The organism is Desulfobacula sp., assembly GCF_030145145.1.
In the GTDB taxonomy this organism is placed as follows: domain Bacteria; phylum Desulfobacterota; class Desulfobacteria; order Desulfobacterales; family Desulfobacteraceae; genus Desulfobacula.
This window is the reverse complement of record NZ_JAQYWD010000039.1, coordinates 1-18,853: the sequence shown is the minus strand read 5'-3', so window position 1 is coordinate 18,853 and position 18,853 is coordinate 1. Positions and strand designations below refer to the sequence as shown.

At 48.1% G+C, this 18,853-nt stretch carries 17 protein-coding genes; all 17 read left to right on the top strand.

Features of this window, described 5'->3' with window-relative positions; all coding sequences use genetic code 11:
- Nucleotides 1-2 precede the first annotated feature (2 nt).
- Entirely contained in the window at nucleotides 3-1,292 is a 1,290-nt protein-coding gene (locus tag Q1Q15_RS19845; RefSeq protein ID WP_300463936.1) for a phenylacetate--CoA ligase, read from the top strand.
- Between the two features lie 14 nt (nucleotides 1,293-1,306).
- Nucleotides 1,307-2,188: a xanthine dehydrogenase family protein subunit M gene (locus Q1Q15_RS19840; RefSeq protein WP_300463935.1), complete on the top strand. Its 882-nt coding sequence runs from the start codon at nucleotides 1,307-1,309 to the stop codon at nucleotides 2,186-2,188.
- Nucleotides 2,189-2,202: 14 nt separating this feature from the next.
- Nucleotides 2,203-2,682, top strand: coding sequence for a 2Fe-2S iron-sulfur cluster-binding protein (locus Q1Q15_RS19835; protein WP_300463933.1), 480 nt, complete (start codon nucleotides 2,203-2,205; stop codon nucleotides 2,680-2,682).
- Nucleotides 2,675-4,957: a xanthine dehydrogenase family protein molybdopterin-binding subunit gene (locus tag Q1Q15_RS19830; RefSeq protein ID WP_300463932.1), complete on the top strand. Its 2,283-nt coding sequence runs from the start codon at nucleotides 2,675-2,677 to the stop codon at nucleotides 4,955-4,957. Before Q1Q15_RS19835 ends, Q1Q15_RS19830 begins: the two co-directional genes overlap by 8 nt.
- A gap of 81 nt (nucleotides 4,958-5,038) precedes the next feature.
- Nucleotides 5,039-6,049, top strand: a complete 1,011-nt coding sequence (locus tag Q1Q15_RS19825; RefSeq protein ID WP_300463930.1) for a TRAP transporter substrate-binding protein — start codon at nucleotides 5,039-5,041, stop codon at nucleotides 6,047-6,049.
- 78 nt (nucleotides 6,050-6,127) lie between these two features.
- The gene (locus tag Q1Q15_RS19820) at nucleotides 6,128-6,619 is read left to right on the top strand and encodes a TRAP transporter small permease (RefSeq protein WP_300463928.1); all 492 of its coding nucleotides are present in this window, start codon (nucleotides 6,128-6,130) and stop codon (nucleotides 6,617-6,619) included.
- Complete coding sequence (locus Q1Q15_RS19815) at nucleotides 6,616-7,917, top strand: TRAP transporter large permease (protein ID WP_300463926.1); 1,302 nt, start codon at nucleotides 6,616-6,618, stop codon at nucleotides 7,915-7,917. The genes Q1Q15_RS19820 and Q1Q15_RS19815 overlap by 4 nt, the downstream gene beginning before the upstream one ends.
- Nucleotides 7,918-8,063: 146 nt before the next feature.
- Nucleotides 8,064-9,068 (top strand): FAD binding domain-containing protein, encoded by a 1,005-nt coding sequence (locus Q1Q15_RS19810; RefSeq protein WP_300463924.1) that lies wholly within the window; start codon nucleotides 8,064-8,066, stop codon nucleotides 9,066-9,068.
- A gap of 24 nt (nucleotides 9,069-9,092) precedes the next feature.
- A complete protein-coding gene (locus Q1Q15_RS19805; protein WP_300463922.1) occupies nucleotides 9,093-9,590 on the top strand; it encodes a 2Fe-2S iron-sulfur cluster-binding protein in 498 nt (165 codons plus the stop codon).
- A gap of 17 nt (nucleotides 9,591-9,607) precedes the next feature.
- Nucleotides 9,608-11,902, top strand: coding sequence for a xanthine dehydrogenase family protein molybdopterin-binding subunit (locus Q1Q15_RS19800; RefSeq protein WP_300463920.1), 2,295 nt, complete (start codon nucleotides 9,608-9,610; stop codon nucleotides 11,900-11,902).
- Nucleotides 11,903-12,325, top strand: a complete 423-nt coding sequence (locus Q1Q15_RS19795; protein WP_300463918.1) for a VOC family protein — start codon at nucleotides 11,903-11,905, stop codon at nucleotides 12,323-12,325.
- Nucleotides 12,312-13,331 carry a molybdopterin-binding protein gene (locus Q1Q15_RS19790; protein ID WP_300463916.1) on the top strand — a complete coding sequence of 340 codons (1,020 nt, stop codon included), beginning with the start codon at nucleotides 12,312-12,314 and terminating at the stop codon, nucleotides 13,329-13,331. Before Q1Q15_RS19795 ends, Q1Q15_RS19790 begins: the two co-directional genes overlap by 14 nt.
- A 158-nt stretch (nucleotides 13,332-13,489) precedes the next feature.
- Entirely contained in the window at nucleotides 13,490-14,302 is an 813-nt protein-coding gene (gene yqeB, locus Q1Q15_RS19785; RefSeq protein WP_300463915.1) for a selenium-dependent molybdenum cofactor biosynthesis protein YqeB, read from the top strand.
- A gap of 75 nt (nucleotides 14,303-14,377) precedes the next feature.
- Entirely contained in the window at nucleotides 14,378-15,571 is a 1,194-nt protein-coding gene (locus tag Q1Q15_RS19780; RefSeq protein WP_300463913.1) for a thiolase family protein, read from the top strand.
- 51 nt (nucleotides 15,572-15,622) lie between these two features.
- Nucleotides 15,623-16,771, top strand: coding sequence for a saccharopine dehydrogenase NADP-binding domain-containing protein (locus tag Q1Q15_RS19775; protein WP_300463912.1), 1,149 nt, complete (start codon nucleotides 15,623-15,625; stop codon nucleotides 16,769-16,771).
- 15 nt (nucleotides 16,772-16,786) lie between these two features.
- Nucleotides 16,787-18,040 carry an aminotransferase class III-fold pyridoxal phosphate-dependent enzyme gene (locus tag Q1Q15_RS19770; RefSeq protein ID WP_300463911.1) on the top strand — a complete coding sequence of 418 codons (1,254 nt, stop codon included), beginning with the start codon at nucleotides 16,787-16,789 and terminating at the stop codon, nucleotides 18,038-18,040.
- Nucleotides 18,041-18,096: 56 nt separating this feature from the next.
- Nucleotides 18,097-18,853 (top strand): hypothetical protein (locus Q1Q15_RS19765; RefSeq protein ID WP_300463910.1); only part of this gene is annotated, 757 nt, incomplete at its 3' end.

The window sequence follows — 18,853 nt, the reverse complement described above, 5'->3', positions numbered from 1 at the left end:
AAATGAAAAAAACCTTTATGCCCCAGTTTAATGATCCAGGGCAAATTTTTGACCATCAATTGGACGGACTGAAGTGGACTGTTGCCCATACCTATAATGGATCCGCCTTTTACAAAAAACAATTTGAATCCGCCGGCGTGACCCCGGATGACATCAAGAGTCTCGATGATCTGTCAAAGCTTCCCTTTACCACGGGAAGGGATCTAAAGGACGGCTATCCATTGCCCCTTTTGTCCGTACCGGAAGAACAGGTGGTCCGCATTCATGCCTCCTCGGGCACCACGGGAAAACGGAAAGTCCTTGCCTATACCCAAAAAGATCTGGATGACTGGTTTGACATGTTTGCCCGGTGCTATGAATTGGCCGGCCTGACGCAACTGGACAGGGTACAGATTGCCGTTGGCTATGGTGTCTGGACCGCCGGCATGGGATTTCAGATGGGATGTGAACGGTTCGGTGCCATGGCCATTCCCATAGGCCCCGGCAATATTGACATGCAATGCCAGTTCCTTGAGGATCTGCAGGCCACTGTCTTTTGCTGTACCGCATCCATGGCGCTTCTCATGGCCGAAGAGGTCCATAAAAGGGGACTGAAAGACAAGATCAATTTAAAGAAAATCATTTTAGGATCAGAGCGGTGCAGTGCGGCCATGCATGCGAAGATCAAAGATCTTCTTGGGCTTGAAGATATGTTTGACATCACTGGTATGACAGAGCTTTACGGCCCTGGGACCGGCCTTGACTGCCCAAAACATGAAGGGATTCACTATTGGGCAGACAAGTTTATTCTTGAAATTTTAGACCCGGATACCCTGGAACCTGTTCAAGACGGCGAAGTCGGTGAAATGGTGGTCACAAGCCTGTGTAAAGAAGCGGCTCCCCTCGTGCGCTACCGGACAAGGGATCTTACCCGAAAGATTAGTGCCCCCTGCTCTTGTGGAAACATCCTTTTCATGCATGATAAAATCATGGGACGCTCCGATGACATGATCATTTTAAAAGGGGTGAATATCTATCCCGGCCAGATTGATGAGGTATTGTCGTCCATTCCCGAGGTGGGCAGTGAGTACCAGCTTCATCTTGAAAGAAAGGATGACGGCAAGGATTACATGACCATCAGGGCTGAAGCCGTTCAGGGATTTGATTTGGCAAATACGGATGATATCAGGAACAAAATAAAGAAAACTGTTCACTCAAAGATCATGGTCAGCTGTGATGCACAAATTTGTGCCTATGGCCAATTGCCGCGGTTTGAAGGAAAAACCAAGCGGATCTTTGATAACCGCAGCTAAAGAAAGGAACCCATATGAAACCATTTACATACTTATCCCCCACAACCGTTGAAGAGGCCATTTCTTTTTATGGCCAGCATAGTGAAACAGCCAAATTCATGGCCGGGGGAACAGATGTGATTGTGAAGGTCAAAGAAGGCTGGATGGAACCGGACTTTCTGATTTCTTTGAAAAGAATCAAAGAAATGAGTGAACTCCATAAAAATGAGGCCACCAAAGAACTGTCCATCGGGGCCCTTGTCACCCATGCTACCCTTGAAAAATCACTCATGATTAAAAACGAGTACCCCATCATTTATGATGCCGTCTCCAATATCGGATCCTTACAGGTCAGGAATGTCGGCACCATCGGTGGCAACCTGATCAATGCGGTGCCGTCCGCCGACGGGGCCGTCCCCATGATTGCCCTGGACGGGGTCGCCCTGCTTCACGGACCTGACGGTGAACGGTCTTCAGATGTCAAAGACTTGTTCCTGGCACCCTATAAAACCATTTTAAAGCCCGGCGAAATATTGAAAAAGATCACCATTCCCGCCCAGGCGCCCCATACCGGAAGCGCCTATACTAAATTTGGCCGCAGGGCCGCCATGGAGCTGCCCCTGGTCGGTATTGGTGTTCTTTTAACATTGGATGATGATCTTGAGACCTGCACCCGGGCAAGAATTGTCCTGGGAGTCGCAGGCCCCACCCCCATGCGGGCATTTGATGCGGAAAATTATCTGGTCGGAAAAAAAATTAATGAAGATCTATTGATTGAGGCGGGAAAACTTGCGGCTGACGAATCCAAGGTAAGGGACTCTGTCAGAGGCAAAGCCTGGCACAGGCGAGAAATGGTCCGGGTCCATGTAAAAAGGATGGGTCTCAAATGTATGAACATAATACGAGCGAACAATTAGGAGAAACTTTACCCATGACAACCACTATATCTTTTTCATTAAATGGCGACAAGATCTCTTATGAGATTAAGGACCATTGGACCCTGCTGCATCTTCTCAGGGAAGAAATGGGACTGATCGGAACAAAAGAAGGGTGCGGGAATGGTGAGTGCGGTGCCTGCACGGTTATTGTTGACAAACTGGCGGTGAATTCCTGCCTTTATCTGGCCATTGAAGCCGACGGGACCACCATTGAAACCATTGAAGGCCTTGCCTCAACTGACGGCACATTGCACCCGCTCCAGCAGTCCTTTGTGGACAACGGCGGCATCCAGTGCGGATTCTGTTCACCGGGCATGATCATGTCTTCCAAGGCGCTGCTGGATGAAAACCCAGATGCGAATCGTGAAGAAATACAGCATGCACTTGCCGGAAATATCTGCAGATGCACCGGATATATACCGATATTTGAATCGGTTGAGGCGGCCAAAAAAATGGGAGGGCAAAATGAGTAACACTAAAAGAGAATTCAGTGTGGTCGGCAAACGAATCCCCAAGCTGGATGCAGCCCAGAAAGCCATGGGAAGGGCAGCGTATATTCAAGATATCAAGCTGCCGCAAATGCTATATGGAAAAATTCTTTACAGCAAATATGCCAGTGCCAATATCATTAAAATTGACACATCAAAAGCCCGGGCATTACCAGGCGTCCATGCCGTTCTCACTGGAGAGGATGTTCCGGAAAAAATGAAAATGGGATTTATCAAGGACAATCCCCCCATAAAAAAAGGCAAGGTCAGTTGTTTCAGGGATGAAGTGGCCGCGGTTGCTGCCATAAGCCCGGAAATTGCCAAAAAGGCGCTTGACCTGATTGAAGTTGAGTATGAAGAGCTTGAAGGTATTTTTGATCCTGAACGAGCCATGGAAAAAGATTCACCCCTGGTTCATGACCATCTTAAATCAAATGTACTTAAAATGCCCTGGGACATTCATTATGGAGATGTGGAAAAAGCAGAAAAAGAATCTGCTTTTGTTGTGGAAGACAGATTTACAACGACATGGGTTACCCACTGCTGTATGGGTACCAGCGGAGCGGTTGCACTGTTTGATGCATCCGAAAACCTGACGATTTACACCAACACACAAATTCCTTCCCTTGCCCAGAAAGACTTCCTTGAAGCGTTAAAGGCCATGGGTCTTAAAAACAAACGCGTCAGGGTTATCAAACCGACCATCGGTGGTGGTTTTGGAAGTAAATTAGATACGTATGCCTACGAGCATATTGCCATTCTTCTGGCATATGCCTGCCGGAAACCGGTAAAAATGGTGTTTGACCGTGTGGAAGAATTCAAGGCAACGTCAACAAGACAGCCGACCATCATCTATATCAAACAAGGATGCGACAAGACCGGCAAACTGACATTCAGGGATATGAGAATGGTATTGGATAACGGTGGACATACCTCCTGGGGAGCCACTACCCCTTCTGTTATGCTGATGCCGATAAGTTCTCTTTACACGGTTAAAAATGTGAAATATACTGCAAAATGTGTTTATACAAACAATACATATTCCCAGGCCATGAGAGGGTATGGAAATCCCCAGGCCACATTTGCCATTGAAAGCAGCATAGACATGCTGGCGGAAAAGGCCGGTATTGATCGTATTGAGTTCAGGAAAATCAACAAAAACCATGCCGGAGAGGAAACACCCCAAGGACTCAAAATAACCTCCTGCGGTCTTGCCGAATGTATTGAATCGGTTGAAAAAGAGTTAGACTTTAAGGATAAAAGCGAAAAAGGCGTGGGCACGGGCATTGCTTCTTTAATTCATGTGGGAGGTGGTGCAAGGATCTACGGTTCTGACGGATGTGGTGCTATCTTAAAAATGGATGATTACGGCAAGGTTGATATTTTTACCGGCGGCACAGACATGGGACAGGGCTTGGACAATATCACCGCCCAGATCGTGGCAGAAGAGCTCGGACTTCTTGCCGAAGATATCAATGTCGTGCATTCCGATACGGATATCTGTCCCTGGGATGTGGGTGCCCATGCCAGCCGCAGCACGTTTGTAGCCGGTAATGCGGCATTAGGTGCGGCCAAAAAAGTGAAAAAGAAAATCCAGGACTTTGCGTCAAAACTGTTTGAAACGCCTGCAGAAGAGATTGAGCTCAAGGACAAGATGGTATTTGTAACAGGCAACCCGGAAAAAAATATGCCCATTGGAAAACTGTTAAGAAAAGCCCACTTTTCACCGGGTGGTAACATGCTCATGGCAGAACACTTTTATGATCCTGACAATCAAAACATGGGCAAGGAACTAAAAGGGAATATGTCCATGACATACTCTTTCGGCGCCCATGGCGCAAAAGTCAAGGTAGATGAAGAAACCGGTAAAGTAGAGGTACTGGAATACGTGGCAGCCCATGATGTCGGCCGTGCCATCAATCCTTTACTCCTTGAAGGTCAGGTCTATGGCGGCGTTGTGATGGGGCTTGGGTATGCCCTGACAGAAGAAGTGACAGTGGCAAATGGCGAAATCATGAATGCCAACTTCCGGGATTACAAACTGTTTACAGCCAAAGATGCGGTTAAAATCAAAGCCCCGGTAATTGAAACAGATGACAAAGACGGCCCTTTTGGTGCCAAAGGCATTGGAGAGCCCGGATGTGTTCCAACAGCGCCTGCCATAGCCAATGCCATCTATAATGCCGTCGGTGTCAGGATTAAGGATCTGCCGATTACACCTGAAAAAATACTGGCCGCGTTAAAGGAAAAAAACGGTTAAAAACAATACAGCTATCCGTTTTTTAATAACCGATCATTTTTTAACAGAGCAAACACGCTCTTAATCAAGGAGGATCAACCCATGGTAAAACGATCTATTGTATCAGCAACTTTGTTTTTGTTTACGATTGTCATTTGTCTTCTGGTATTTCAAGCGCCGGTAATGGCCGGTAAAATAAAACTCAATTATGCCAATTTCCCTCCCGCACCCACATTTCCCTGTGTTCAAATGGAACGATGGAAGGTAGAAGTAGAAAAACGTACCAATGGACAGGTGATGATCAATACCTTTCCCGGCGGAACCCTTCTGGGAGCAAAAGGCATGATGGACGGTGTTATTGCAGGCCAGGCCGACATCGGGAACATCTGTATGGCATATCAGCCGGGCCGGTTCATTGTCACCAATGCCACAAGCCTTCCCTTGGGCATCCCGGATGCCAAAACCGGCAGCCTTGCCCTTCTCAAGCTCTATGAAAAGTATCAACCCCAAGCCTTTAAGGATGTTGTTGTTCTGACCATGTTTGCCAATGCCCCGGGAAATGTCATGACCAAGGCGCCGGTAAAAACCCTGGATGATATGAAAGGTCTGTCTTTAAGAGCTTCCGGTGGTGCCGCACAGATCCTGAAAGCCTGGGGCGCCAACCCGGTGGGAATGCCCATGCCGGCAACGGTTGAAGCATTGCAGAAAGGCACCGTCAAAGGTCTTTTTTCTTCCCTGGAAGTCATGAAGGACTTTAAATTTGCTGAATACTGCAAATATGTCACCATGACCGAAACGGTCATCTACCCCTTTGCCGTTATTATGAACAAACAAAAATGGAATGCACTTCCGGCAGATGTACAAAAGGTCATGATGGATCTGAAAGAAGAACAATCGCTCTGGACTGGAACGTATATGGATGACCAGATTCAAAAAGCCATTGCCTGGTCAAAAGAAGCCCATAATGTTGAATTTATCTCCTTTTCTGCTGATGAAAAAGCCAAATGGGACAGCAAACTTGAGTTTATTACTGAAAACTGGATTAAGAACGCCAATGAAAAAGGCCTTCCGGCAGAAGCGATCATCAAGGATATAAAAGCATTTATTCAATAACCCCTTTGTAATTTGACTGGGTTGACGGGGGACAGATGTTCCATCTTGTCCCCTCGTCCCCAGACCTCGGAGCCTCCCATGGATCTTTTAACGAAAATAAATAAGTTTTTGAATAAGCTGCTCACACTGACCGGCGGTGCCCTTCTTCTGGGTATGATCCTTCTGACCTGTGCCAACATTTTTATCCGACAGATGTATATTCCCATCAGGGGAACCTTTGAACTTATGGGATATGCCGGGGCCGTTGTAGCGGCCTTTGCCCTTGGATACACCCAGCTTACCAATGGCCATATTTCTGTTGATGTCCTTGTCAACATCTACCCCAAACCGCTGAAACGGATTATCTCCATTATCAACCATATCGTTTGCTGCACTTTTTTCTTGATCGCTTCCTGGCAGATTGTTCAAAAGGCATTGACCCTGAAAAATGCAAATGAAGTTTCCGAAACCCTGCGGATTATTTATTATCCGTTTACCCTGGCCGTGGCATTGGGCTGTTTAATCCTTGCCCTGGCCCTTTTTACAGATTTATTAAAGGCAGTGCTGCCCAAAAAGGAAGGTGCCAGATGAGCCTGACAATGATTGGTATTATCGGTATTTTTGCACTGCTGTTTATTCTATTCGTCTTTGGTATCCCAGTGGGGTTTACCATGGGCATTGTGGGATTCTGCGGTTTTTCCTATGTGATTTCATTAAATGCGGGATTCAACATGCTGGCCACCGTCACCTGGGACACCTTTTCCAGCTACGGATTAACGGTTATCCCGCTGTTTATCTTCATGGGTCAGATTGCTTTTTATTCCGGCGTCAATGAAAAACTGTATACGGCTGCCTTTACCTGGGTGGGTCATATCCGGGGCGGCATTGCCATGGCAACTGTCCTGGCCTGCTCGGCCTTTGCCGCCATCTGCGGTTCCAATGCGGCCACGGCAGCCACCATGACCACGGTGGCCCTGCCCCAGATGAACCGATACAAGTATGAACCCATGCTCAGTACCGGAGCCATTGCCTGCGGATCAACCCTGGGGGTTGTTATCCCCCCCAGTGTGGTGCTGATTATTATCGGGCTGTCCACAGAGCAGTCCATTGCCAAACTTTTCTACGGGGGCTTAGGCGCCGGCATCCTTTTAGCCCTTTTGCTGACCCTCACGGTTTATGTGCTCTGCACCATACATCCTTCCTGGGGACCTGTGGGAGATAAAACCACATTTAAGGAAAAAATCAAATCTCTTGCCGGTGCCGTTGAAATGCTCATTCTTTTCATGGTGGTCATGCTCGGGCTTTATTTCGGGTTGTTTACCCCCACAGAAGCCGGTGCCATTGGATCATTTTTTGCCGTTGTCATTGGTGTGGTTCAAAAAAGCCTTTCCTGGGATGATTTTTACAATTCCATTTATGATACCATGAAAATATCCTGCATGGTGATTGTTATTATTACCGGGGCCATGATCTTTGGGCGGTTTCTGGCCATTACCAGAATCCCCTTTGATATTGCCGACTGGGTGGTGGCCCTTCCTTTTTCAAAGATTACCATCATGGCCATCATCTTTTTGATTTATGCCATCGGCGGCGCTGTCATGGATGCCCTGGCCTTATTGCTCATCACAATTCCCATTTTCTTTCCCGTGGCCATGGAGCTCGGTTACGACCCCATCTGGTTCGGGGTCACCATTACCATTGTCACCACATTGGGGGCAGTAACCCCGCCTGTGGGCGCCACCACCTATGTGGTTGGCGGTATGGCAAAAGATGTGCCACTTGAGCAGGTGTTTAAAGGGGTTGCTTATTTTCTGCCAGCCTATATATTGTGTATCATTATAATGATGCTGTTTCCACAATTGGTTCTGTTTTTACCGAACCTCTTATAAAGCAAAGTAAAGGGGTCAGGCTTGGGTTATTGACTTATTGATATAAAACATAATGGGGTCAGGTTTGGCTTATTGGTACAATAATCAAGCCTGACCCCATGGAACTGACCCCATAGAATAATTGATAGAAGTAAGGAGAAAAAACCGTGCGGTTACCCAGATTTGACTATTTAGGCCCCGATACGCTTGACGCTGCCCTGGAGCTGTTAGCCACCCACAAAGAGGAGGCAAAAATACTTGCCGGGGGAACAGACCTTGTGGTCAGGATGAAAAAAGGCCTTTTAAAACCAAAAGTGCTCATCAGCCTCAAAGCATTGAATGAATTGTCCTATATTAAAGAAGACGGCAAGGAGATTAAAATCGGTGCCAGGACCCCCCTGGCCGATATTATTGCATCTGACCTGATTCAAACCCAGGCAAATGCCCTGGCCCAGGCATGTGAAAAAGTCGGCGCCATCACCCTTCAACATTACAGGGGGACGATTGGCGGCAATATTCTCCAGGATAACCGATGTTTTCACTACAACCAGTCGAGTTTTCACAGATCTGGTCGACAACCGTGTCACAAGGACGGGGGGAAAATCTGTTATGCTCGGGATGAAGCCGACCGGTGTAACTCTACCTGCCAGTCAGACGGGGCCACAGCCCTGATGGCCTTAGGGGCCAAGCTCACCCTGGCAAGTAAAGGCAGTGCAAGAACCGTAAATCTGGAAGACTTTTATACCAGTGACGGCATCATGCCCTTTGCCATGGAATCCCATGAACTTCTCAAGGAAATCACCATTCCTTTAACAGGGGCCAAAAGTGCTTATCATCGCCTGGCCTACCGGTCAGCCATTGATTACCCTGTTGTCTGTGCCGGCGTACTGTTAAAACCGTCTGACACTAAAAAAGAGGAAATTGATGACGTCAGGATTGTCGTCGGTGCCATGAGCAGGTCTCCTCTGTTTCTTGCCCAGGCGTCATCCTCTTTAAAGGGGAAAAAACTGTCTGATATCGATGCCTTTAAAACCGCAGCTGATACAGCCATGAACAGTGCCTCAGCCTTTGCCGTGCATAATGTGGGCGCGACCCTGGCGTATCGATGCGAGATGGTGGCCCAGATGGTATTCAGGGCCCTCAAAGAAGCCGCTCAGGCTGCAGATAGATAATCAAGTGAAGGATGGAATTATAAAATGGAAAAAATAAAGATTACGTTAACTATAAATGACAAACTTCGTGAGGTCAACGTGGCCCCGAATGATACGCTGTTGGAAGTATTACGGGAAAAATTTGATCTGACCGGATCAAAAGAGAGCTGCGGGGAAGGCGTGTGCGGTTCCTGCACGATTCAAATGGACGGCAAACCGGTGCGATCCTGCCTGACCCTGGCATTGGAAGCCGACGGGTGCACCATTAAAACAGTAGAAGGACTGGCAAACGGGGACCAATTATCAGATCTTCAGGAATCATTTATCAACCATGGTGCCGTCCAGTGTGGTTTTTGCACCCCGGGTATGCTTATTTCAGCCGATGCGCTGTTGCAGAACAATCCAAAACCCGATGAGAAAACCGTCCGAAAAGCCCTTGCCGGTAATATCTGCCGGTGCACAGGGTATGCAAAAATTGTTGATGCCGTCTGCCATGCCGGCAGTCCCGATAACCAGTGTCCGGATTGTAAAACAGGGCAGTAATGAAAAAGGAGTAAGAGATGTCTGATTACACCATCATCGGAAAAAGGATGCCCAGGGTTGATTCCAGGGCCAAGGTTATGGGAAAGGCAAGGTTTACCGCAGATCTGAAACTACCGGGCATGCTGGTGGGAAAAATCAAACGAAGCCCCTATGCCCATGCCCGGATTCTAAATATTGATACGTCAAAAGCTGAGGCACTTCCCGGTGTTAAAGCAGTGGTAACCGGGAAAGATACCGAAGGGGTTAAATGGGGGGTTTTTTCCTATACACGGGATCAGCAGTTCATTCAAATGGAAAAGGCCAGATACATCGGAGATGAAGTCGCTGGTGTGGCGGCTGTGGATGAAGAGACAGCGTTAGAAGCACTGGATCTCATTGAGGTTGAATACGAGGAACTGCCGGCGGTGTTTGAATCCATGGAAGCCATGGCATCCCAAACTGAACCCATCCATGAAGATTTTCCCAATAACATCAATGTCCATGTCAACATCGAGACCGGTGAAGTGGATGAAAACTTTAAGCGAGCCCACTATGTCAGGGAAGATACATTTACGGCACCGGAAGATTCCTATTTCATGGCCGAGCCCTATGCCGTGGTAGCCAAATTTGATTATGATGGATGCCTGGAAGTCTGGTGTCCCAACGGCGGTCCCCATATGAAATCCAAACCCCTTTCCAATGCATTCAAAATCCCGCTTCACCAGGTAAAAATTCGAAAGATAGCCATTGGCGGTGCATTCGGTGGTCGGTCTGAAATCTGTCCGGCTGACTATATCTGTGCCCTGCTGGCCAAAAAATCGGACAAACCCGTCAAAATCGAGTTCACAAGGGAAGAAAATTCCATTGCCACCCGTCAGGGACATGCCATGATCACCACCCATAAAACCGGAGTAGACAAAGAGGGACGGGTCCTGGCCAGGGAAACCACTTGCTACCTGGACGGCGGTGCTTATGTCAGCACCGGGCCCATAGCGGTAAGCGTCCCATTTCTCTCCATGGAACAGGTGTATCGAATGGAAAGTGTACGGTATAATGGTTACAGCCTCTATACCAACAAACCCATCAGGGGAATGATTCGGACCCATGGCCGTTGTTTTGCTGCAGGTCTTGACACTCAATTGGATATGATTGCCGAGCACCTGGGAATCGATCCTGTGGAAATGCGCTTGAGGAACGTCCGGAAACCAGGAGAGTATACCAACACAAAGTCTTTGGTTGGCTCCTGTGCCATGGATGAAACCATTCACAAGGCCGTTGTGACATCGGGGTTTAAAGATAAATGGGGGAAGCTTCCCCCTTTTCACGGCATAGGGATGGGCACAAATGCGGTGCAGGTCGGATTTCCCATGGGCATCCGGGGGGGATCCCAGAGTTTCATCAAATTCAATGAAGACGGAGAAGCAACTGTCATGTCCGGGGTCGTGGATAATGGCCAGGGAAATGACAATATGCTGGTCCAGATTGCTGCCGAAGAACTGGGACTGTTGCCCGAAGATATTCACCTGGTGTCCGCCGACACCGAGACCACCTCTTCGGATCCAGGGTCCTATTCCCAGGTCTCCACCTTTGTGGGGGGCCAGGCCGTCCAGATCGCTGCTAAAAACTGTAAACAAAAACTCTTTGAAGTGGCCGCCAAGGTATTAAAGGTTAAAGCGGATACGCTTGTTGCTAAAAACCGCCTGATTTTTGTCAAAGATACTCCTGAAAAATCCATTTCCATTAAGAAAGTGGTCAGAATCAGCCTTACGAATTTTAATTCTGTCAATGCCGAAGGCGGCTACTGGCCCAAAGTGGATATGAAACGGGAATGGGTCTCCAACCCCTATGGCCAGATGTGTGAAGCCTTTTCCTTCGGCACCACCATTGTGGAGGTCAAAGTAGACCCTGAAACAGGACAGGTTGAGGTACTCAATGCCACTGCCTGCCAGGATGTGGGCAAAGCATTGAACCCCCTTGTGCTGGAAGGACAGTTTGAAGGCTCCATCGCCATGGGCGGACAGGGCGGTATGCTCACCGAATACCATGAATGGAAAGACGGCAGGTGTCTCAATCCCACCATGCTGGATTACAAAGTGCCCCTGGCCTGCGACATGCCAACCATTAAAAATATCATTGTGGAATCAATAGAACCTTTAGGTCCCTATGGTGCCAAGGAAGCCGGCATGTCCATTGCCATGTCTGCCGCCCAGGGGTATGCAGCAGCCGTCAGTAATGCCATTGGCGTCTACATGGATTCTTTCCCCCTGACACCGGACAAAATCCTGGCCGCTATTAAGGAAAAAAAATCCAGGCCCCAAAACAAGGAGTCGTAAATGAAAGCCACGTCAATTGATCATATCTGCCTTGCCGTTAAAAACCTTGAGCAGGCCAAAAAAATATATGAAGACACCCTGGGACTTGAACTGGCCCAGGAATATGTGGCGGAAAGCGAAAAGATAAAGGTTGCCCGGTATTATCTGGGAGACCTTGCCCTTGAATTGATGGAAGCCACATCTCCTGACGGAGATGTGGCAAAATTCATTGAAAAAAGAGGAGAAGGCGTTTTCCTGATTTCCTACCGGACTGATGATGTTGAAAAAGGATTAAAAGAGTTAAAAAACAAAGGTAAAAAATTGATTGATGATACACCAAGAGAACTGTTTGGAAACCGGTATGCGTTTATCATGCCGCCCACTGAAACCTGCGGGGTTCTGACCGAAATACTTGATGGGACGTATACGAATGAAAAAGATTAGAGTTGAAGATGCCATAGGAACAGTTCTCGCCCATGACATGACGCGGATTACCAGGGGGAAATTCAAAGGAGTGGCGTTTAAAAAAGGTCATCTGGTAAAAAAAGAGGATATACCGGAACTTTTAAGGATTGGAAAGCAGTCTTTATATGTTTTAGAGCTTGGGGATGACCAGCTCCATGAAAACGATGCCGCCCAAAGAATTGCAACGGCCATTTCAGATCAAACCCTTGACTTCACCGAACCACGGGAAGGCAAAATCAATCTTGTCACCCGCCACGCCGGCCTTTTAAAAATCAATGTGGATGCACTGCTCCAGGTCAATAAGATGGGACAGATTATTGTGGCCACATTGAAAAATAATTTTCCCTGTAAAAAGGGGGAAATCATTGCCGGCACACGGATTATCCCCTTGACCATTCCCACAAAACACATCGAAGAACTTGAAGCATTGACAAAAAAGACCGGCACCATTGTTTCGGTAAAGCCCTACACGCCCTTAAAGGTGGGTGCTGTGGTAACCGGTTCTGAGGTCTTTAACGGTCTGATCACGGATGATTTCGATCCGTCCGTGGGCAAAAAAATAACAGATGCCGGATGCACCCTCATTAAAAAAATTCTTGTTCCCGATGATATCCCAGCCATTTCCAATGCTGTTCTGGCGTTGAAAAAGCTGGGGTGCGATTTGATCATCACTACAGGAGGACTGTCTGTTGACCCGGATGATGTGACCCGCCAGGGCGTTATCCAGGCCGGGGCCGATGTCACATTTTACGGCAGCCCTGTTCTTCCCGGCGCCATGCTCATGGTCTCAACTTTAGATACCACCCCTGTTATCAGTCTGCCGGCCTGCGTATTTTATTATAAACAGACCGTGTTTGACTTGATTTTTCCCAGGGTTCTGGCAGGAGAGACCATCAGTGGTGATGACATTGCCGCCATGGGGCATGGCGGCTTGTGCATGAATTGTAAGGTGTGTCATTATCCGGTATGTTCGTTTGGAAGATAAACCAGAGAGAAGACCTATCATGTTTGAAACATCCTTATCTAAAATACCGTTTAAAACCAAACGGATTCTGTATCGGCTGTTGGTCCAACCGATTAACCCCGCAACCTTAAACGCACACCATTATAGATAATGAAAACTTAATCGAACAGGACATACAAATGAAATCAAAAAAAATCAAAGACCTGGTCATCGCCATAAAAGGGGCCGGAGAAATGGCCACTGGTACAGCTTGTCGTCTTTTTAATGCCAATTTTAAATACATCTTTATGATGGAAATTCAAAACCCTGTGGCAGTGCGACGAAACGTCAGTTTCTGTGAGACTGCTTATGACGGGACAACCTGTGTAGAGGGCATTACAGCCATAAAGACTTCCGATACGGCAGAGATTCAATCCGCCTGGAACCGCCATCAGATCCCAGTGGTGGTTGATCCAGACTGGCATACCATCAAAGCCCTCCGTCCCCATGTGGTAATCGATGCCATTATTGCAAAAAAAAACCTGGGCACCCATCGCTCAGAGGCACCGCTGGTAATTGGTCTGGGGCCTGGATTTGAGGCAGGCCTTGATGTACATATGGCCATTGAAACCAACCGGGGCCATAACCTTGGAAGGATTCTGACAAACGGTTGTCCCGAACCGAACACCGGCATTCCCGGCAATATTGCCGGATACACCAGTGAACGGGTTCTCCGGGCCCCCTGCTCCGGTATCTTCACGTCTTCTTTAACCATTGGTACCCTGGTGAAAAAAAATGATGTGATCGGACAGGTTGACACCCAGCCGGTCATCTCCCGGATCGACGGGGTCTTAAGGGGACTGATAAGAAACCACACCCAGGTGACGGACCAGCTTAAAATCGGGGATATTGATCCCAGGGGGAATATCGATTATTGTTCCACCGTCTCGGAAAAATCCCGGGCCATTGGCGGCAGTGTACTGGAAGCCATTTTAAGCGAGTACAATCGTTAAGCAGATTATAGAACAAATTATTATAGATCGGGTGAGACGATCATCTGATCAGTCTAAATTTAAGGGAAATTAATCATGTTGACAAAAGCGTTTATCCCATACAAGGGCTACTATTCCAGCCCTTTTTCAAAATGGCAGGGAAGCCTGGCAAACGAAAATTCCATTGTCCTGGGATCCCAGACAGCAAAAAGCTGGCTTGAAACAAAGGACATCCGTCCCGATACCTTTGACTACCTCATCCTTGGGGTCACGGTGGGGCAACCCCACATGTTTTACGGCGGACCATGGACATCTGCCTTGATCGGGGCTCAAGACATTCCCGGGGTGATGATCAGCCAGGCCTGTTCCACCTCTACCACCTGCATCTTCCAGGCGGCCACCGGCATTGAGACCGGACTCTATCAAACAGCCTTTACCCTGATGACAGACCGGTGTTCCAACGGCCCCCACACCATCTGGTCCAATCCCAAGGGCCCCGGCGGACAAGTGGTTTCAGAAAACTGGATGATGGACAATTTCAACCATGATCCCTGGGCAAAAAATGCCATGATTCAGACCGCAGAAAATGTGGCCAAAGAGAGCGGGGTAACAAGAGAAGAATGTGATGACGTTGCTCTCAGACGGTATGAACAGTACATGGACAGTCTTGCCAATGACAGGGAATTCCAGAAAAAATATATGGTACCGGTCAATATCGCCGTATCCAAAAAGAAAACCATCCAGGTAGTGGCCGATGAAGGGGTGATGCCGACCACCCGGCAGGGCCTTGAGAATCTAAAGCCGGTACTGCCCAATGGCGCCCATACCTTTGGCGCCCAGACCCATCCCGCGGACGGCAACTGCGGCCTCATTGTCACCTCAAAAGAAAAAGCCGCAGACCTCAGCCAGGATGCATCCCGGGATGCCCGGATTGTTTCCTATGGATTTTCCCGGGCAAAAAAAGGGTTCATGGCCATGGCCGTGGTCCCTGCCGCTCAAATGGCCCTGGACCGGGCCGGCATTTCCATCAAAGACGTTAAAGTGATCAAGACCCACAATCCCTTTGCTGCCAATGACATCTATCTGGCCCGCCAGATGAACATTGATGTGAACAGCTTCAACAATTTCGGGTCTTCCCTCATCTTCGGCCATCCCCAGGCCCCCACGGCCGGGCGTCTGATTATTGAAGGCATTGAGGAACTGGCCGACAAGGGCGGCGGATATATGCTGTTCACCGGCTGCGCAGCCGGGGATACCGGCGCAGCCCTGGTACTAAAAATAGGGGCTTAAACGATAACAGATAAAATAACGAATAAAAATAACATTCAGGAGGAAAAAAACATGCGAGCATTAATCATTGGCGGAGTCGGCGGTATGGGTCAGGGTGTTGCCCGGGACCTGATCAAACAAGAACAGGTAACCCAGGTAATTTTAGCGGACTTATACCCGGATCCGGAAAGACTGTCAAAAAAATTGCGCGAAAGTGAAAAAACATCCCTTATCAAAATGGATGTCAATGATCATGACACCATGGTCAATGCATTCAAAGACGTCAACGTAGTCATCAACACGGCAGGACCTTTTTACAAAACCGCCGTGCCCGTGGCCAAAGCGGCTGTGGCGGCAAAAGTGAACTATATTGATATCTGCGACGATTATGAGGGCACCCAGATTCTGTTTGAGTCCGAGATTGACCAAATGGCCAAGGATGCGGGCATCACCGTTCTCACGGGCATGGGATCAGATCCCGGCACCAACAATGTGCTGGTAAAATGGTATGCAGACCGGCTGGACCGTGTAGACGAAATCTATCTGTATTGGGTGGTCAGCATTGCCGAACTTAAAGGCGCCGCATGGGACCACAGCCTCCATATGACCCTGGGTAAAATTCCTCAGTATATCAACGGAGAGCTGGTTCATGTGGAAGGCGGGACAGAACCGGTGGCAGAAAAGTTTCTTGACCCTTTAGGCACCTGCCATGTCCGGTATGTCGGCCATCCCCAGCCCATCACCCTGCCCAAATATATTAAAGGGGTAAAAAATATCATTATCAAGGGTGCATTGATCCCCTTATGGGTGGATGAACTGATCCAAGAGCAGAAACAGACCGGTCTTCTAGGCAACGACCCCATTGATATCAAAGGCACAAAAGTTACCCCCTATGACCTTGCCTTAAAACTGTGGGAAACCATTCCCGAGGGAAGAGACAACGGTCCCCAGTCTTCAGGGCTTAAAGTCATTGTCAAGGGAGAAAAAGACGGCAAAAAAATCACCTACACCGCAGACATGGTGGGCCGAATGGCACCGGGAACCGGACTTCCTGCATCCATTGCATCGTTGATGATGGATGCCGGGGATGTTACTGTAAAAGGCGTTGTGGCCCCGGAAGGCTGCATTGATCCGGATAAATTCCTTGGTGCTTTCTTAAAAAGAGGGGCCAGAATCCACCAGAGTCAAAAAATTGAATCCATGTTTGAAGTAGACAAATAAATCAGGAGGCTTTCCATGAAAGAAACAGAAAAATTAAATATAACGAAAAGCCTGGAATTATATGATGAAGCACTCACACTGGTCCCCGGTGGGGTCCTGGGTGCCAGAAAGCCTGGTGATTTTATCAATGGAGAATACCCCATCTTTCTTGAATCCGGTAAAGGCTGTCGCCTCACCGATGTGGACGGTAATGAATTTATTGATTTCCTGTGCGGGTACGGCCCCATCATTTTAGGATATCGCGAAGAAGAAGTGGATGATGCGGTTTACCAGCAGATAAAAAACAAAGGGTTTTGTTTTACCCTGACCCAGAAATTTCAAAACCTGCTGGCAAAAAAATTAACCCAGATTATCCCCTCTTCGGAAATGAGCATTTTCCTGAAAACCGGTTCTGATGCCACCACGGCCAGCATCCGTATTGCCCGGGCCCATACCAACAAAATAAAGGTCATGCGCTGCGGCTACCATGGCTGGCATGACTGGTGCGTTGAGATGAAAGGCGGTATCCCGTCCAAATTCTATGAAGATGTGTTTGAGTTTCAATACAACCACCTTGAACAGCTGGAAGAGCTGATGGCCACCCATGGGGATGAAACCGCGGCCATCATCATGACGCCCTTTGGCCATCCCAACCATCAAAAAATGGAACTCCCCAAACCGGGTTTCCTTGAAGGGGTCAGACAGATTGCTGACAAATATGGGGCTGTCCTGGTGTATGATGAAATCCGGACCTGTTTCAGGCTATCCATGGGCGGGGCCCAAAAACTGTATGGGGTCACCCCGGATCTCACCGTGATGGGTAAGGCAATGGCCAACGGATACCCCATCTCTGTTGTCACCGGTAAACGAGACATCATGATGGCGGCTGAATCCAAGCTGTTTATTTCGTCCACCTTTTTCCCCAACAGTGAAGCTTTTGTGGCCGCGCTCAAGACCATTGAAATCCTGGAACGGGACAAGGTGCTGGAAAATATCTGGGAAAAGGGCGAATGGATGATGAAAAAAATCCAGGAGCTCATAGACAGATATGATGTGGGCGCAGAACTGAGCGGCGTGGCCCCCATGTTCTACATTACCTTTGAAAAGGAAGCAAGCGGCGCATACAAATCCAAACGCACGGATTTTTACACCCAGCTCATCCGAAAAGGGTTCTTTTTCACCCCGTTTCATCATTCGTACATCAGCTACCGGCACACCCAGAAAGACCTGGAACTGACCGTGACCGCCATTGATGAAACATTGGCCTTTATTAAAGACAAATATCAATAACGCTTCATCCCCCCTGCCCTGGTGTGACCCGGGCAGGGGTGTCATCAGGAGTCTGTTTGAAAAAGGTATTACAGTGTTTACACTCAAACCGAGAGAGTATTCTTTCAAGCCTTTCTAAAAAAAACAACTCCTTGATCCATGGTAGTGAAATTGCTGAACGATTCATCAGCGGCTTTACACGGGTCATTCAGGCTGAACCAATCCCACTGGCGGTTGATCCATTCATCCAGATTATTTTTAGGCTGATGGATCAAAACCTGCTTGATTTACCACAAGTGGTGCGCCTGATTTCAACCCTGAGAACTGTTTTTTTTGATATTTTCCATCAACACCTGCCCCATGAGACAGACGGTCTGCAACACCTGAATTTTTATCTGGATGACGCGCTTGAAAAAACCGCTTTAAAATTTGATCGCCACATCAAACGACAGGTCATTCAGATGGAAACATCAGGGAAAACAACGGTCAATTTTACGTCAAAAAAAAAGAGAGGCTGGCTCGACCTGGCAGGAACCCGTATGTGTATGCTGGATATTTCCGGCGGATGGTTGGATCTCTGGCGATCCATATCCCTTTTTGTTGGCGAGGATACCGCAAAAAGAGTATTTTTCGAAGCCGGCCTGGCAGAGATTTTTTCCCGGACAGCCCTGAAAAAGGGAATTTTAAACCACACGGCTGAGAGCTTTAAGGCGGCCGTTGATACGTATTCGGAAGCCGGGTTTGGTGATTTCCAAATCAAGGCGTTATCCTTTAAAAAGGGATATGCCCGGATAACCTGCCCGGATACGTTTGAAGGCTGGGCGTTTTTAAAGG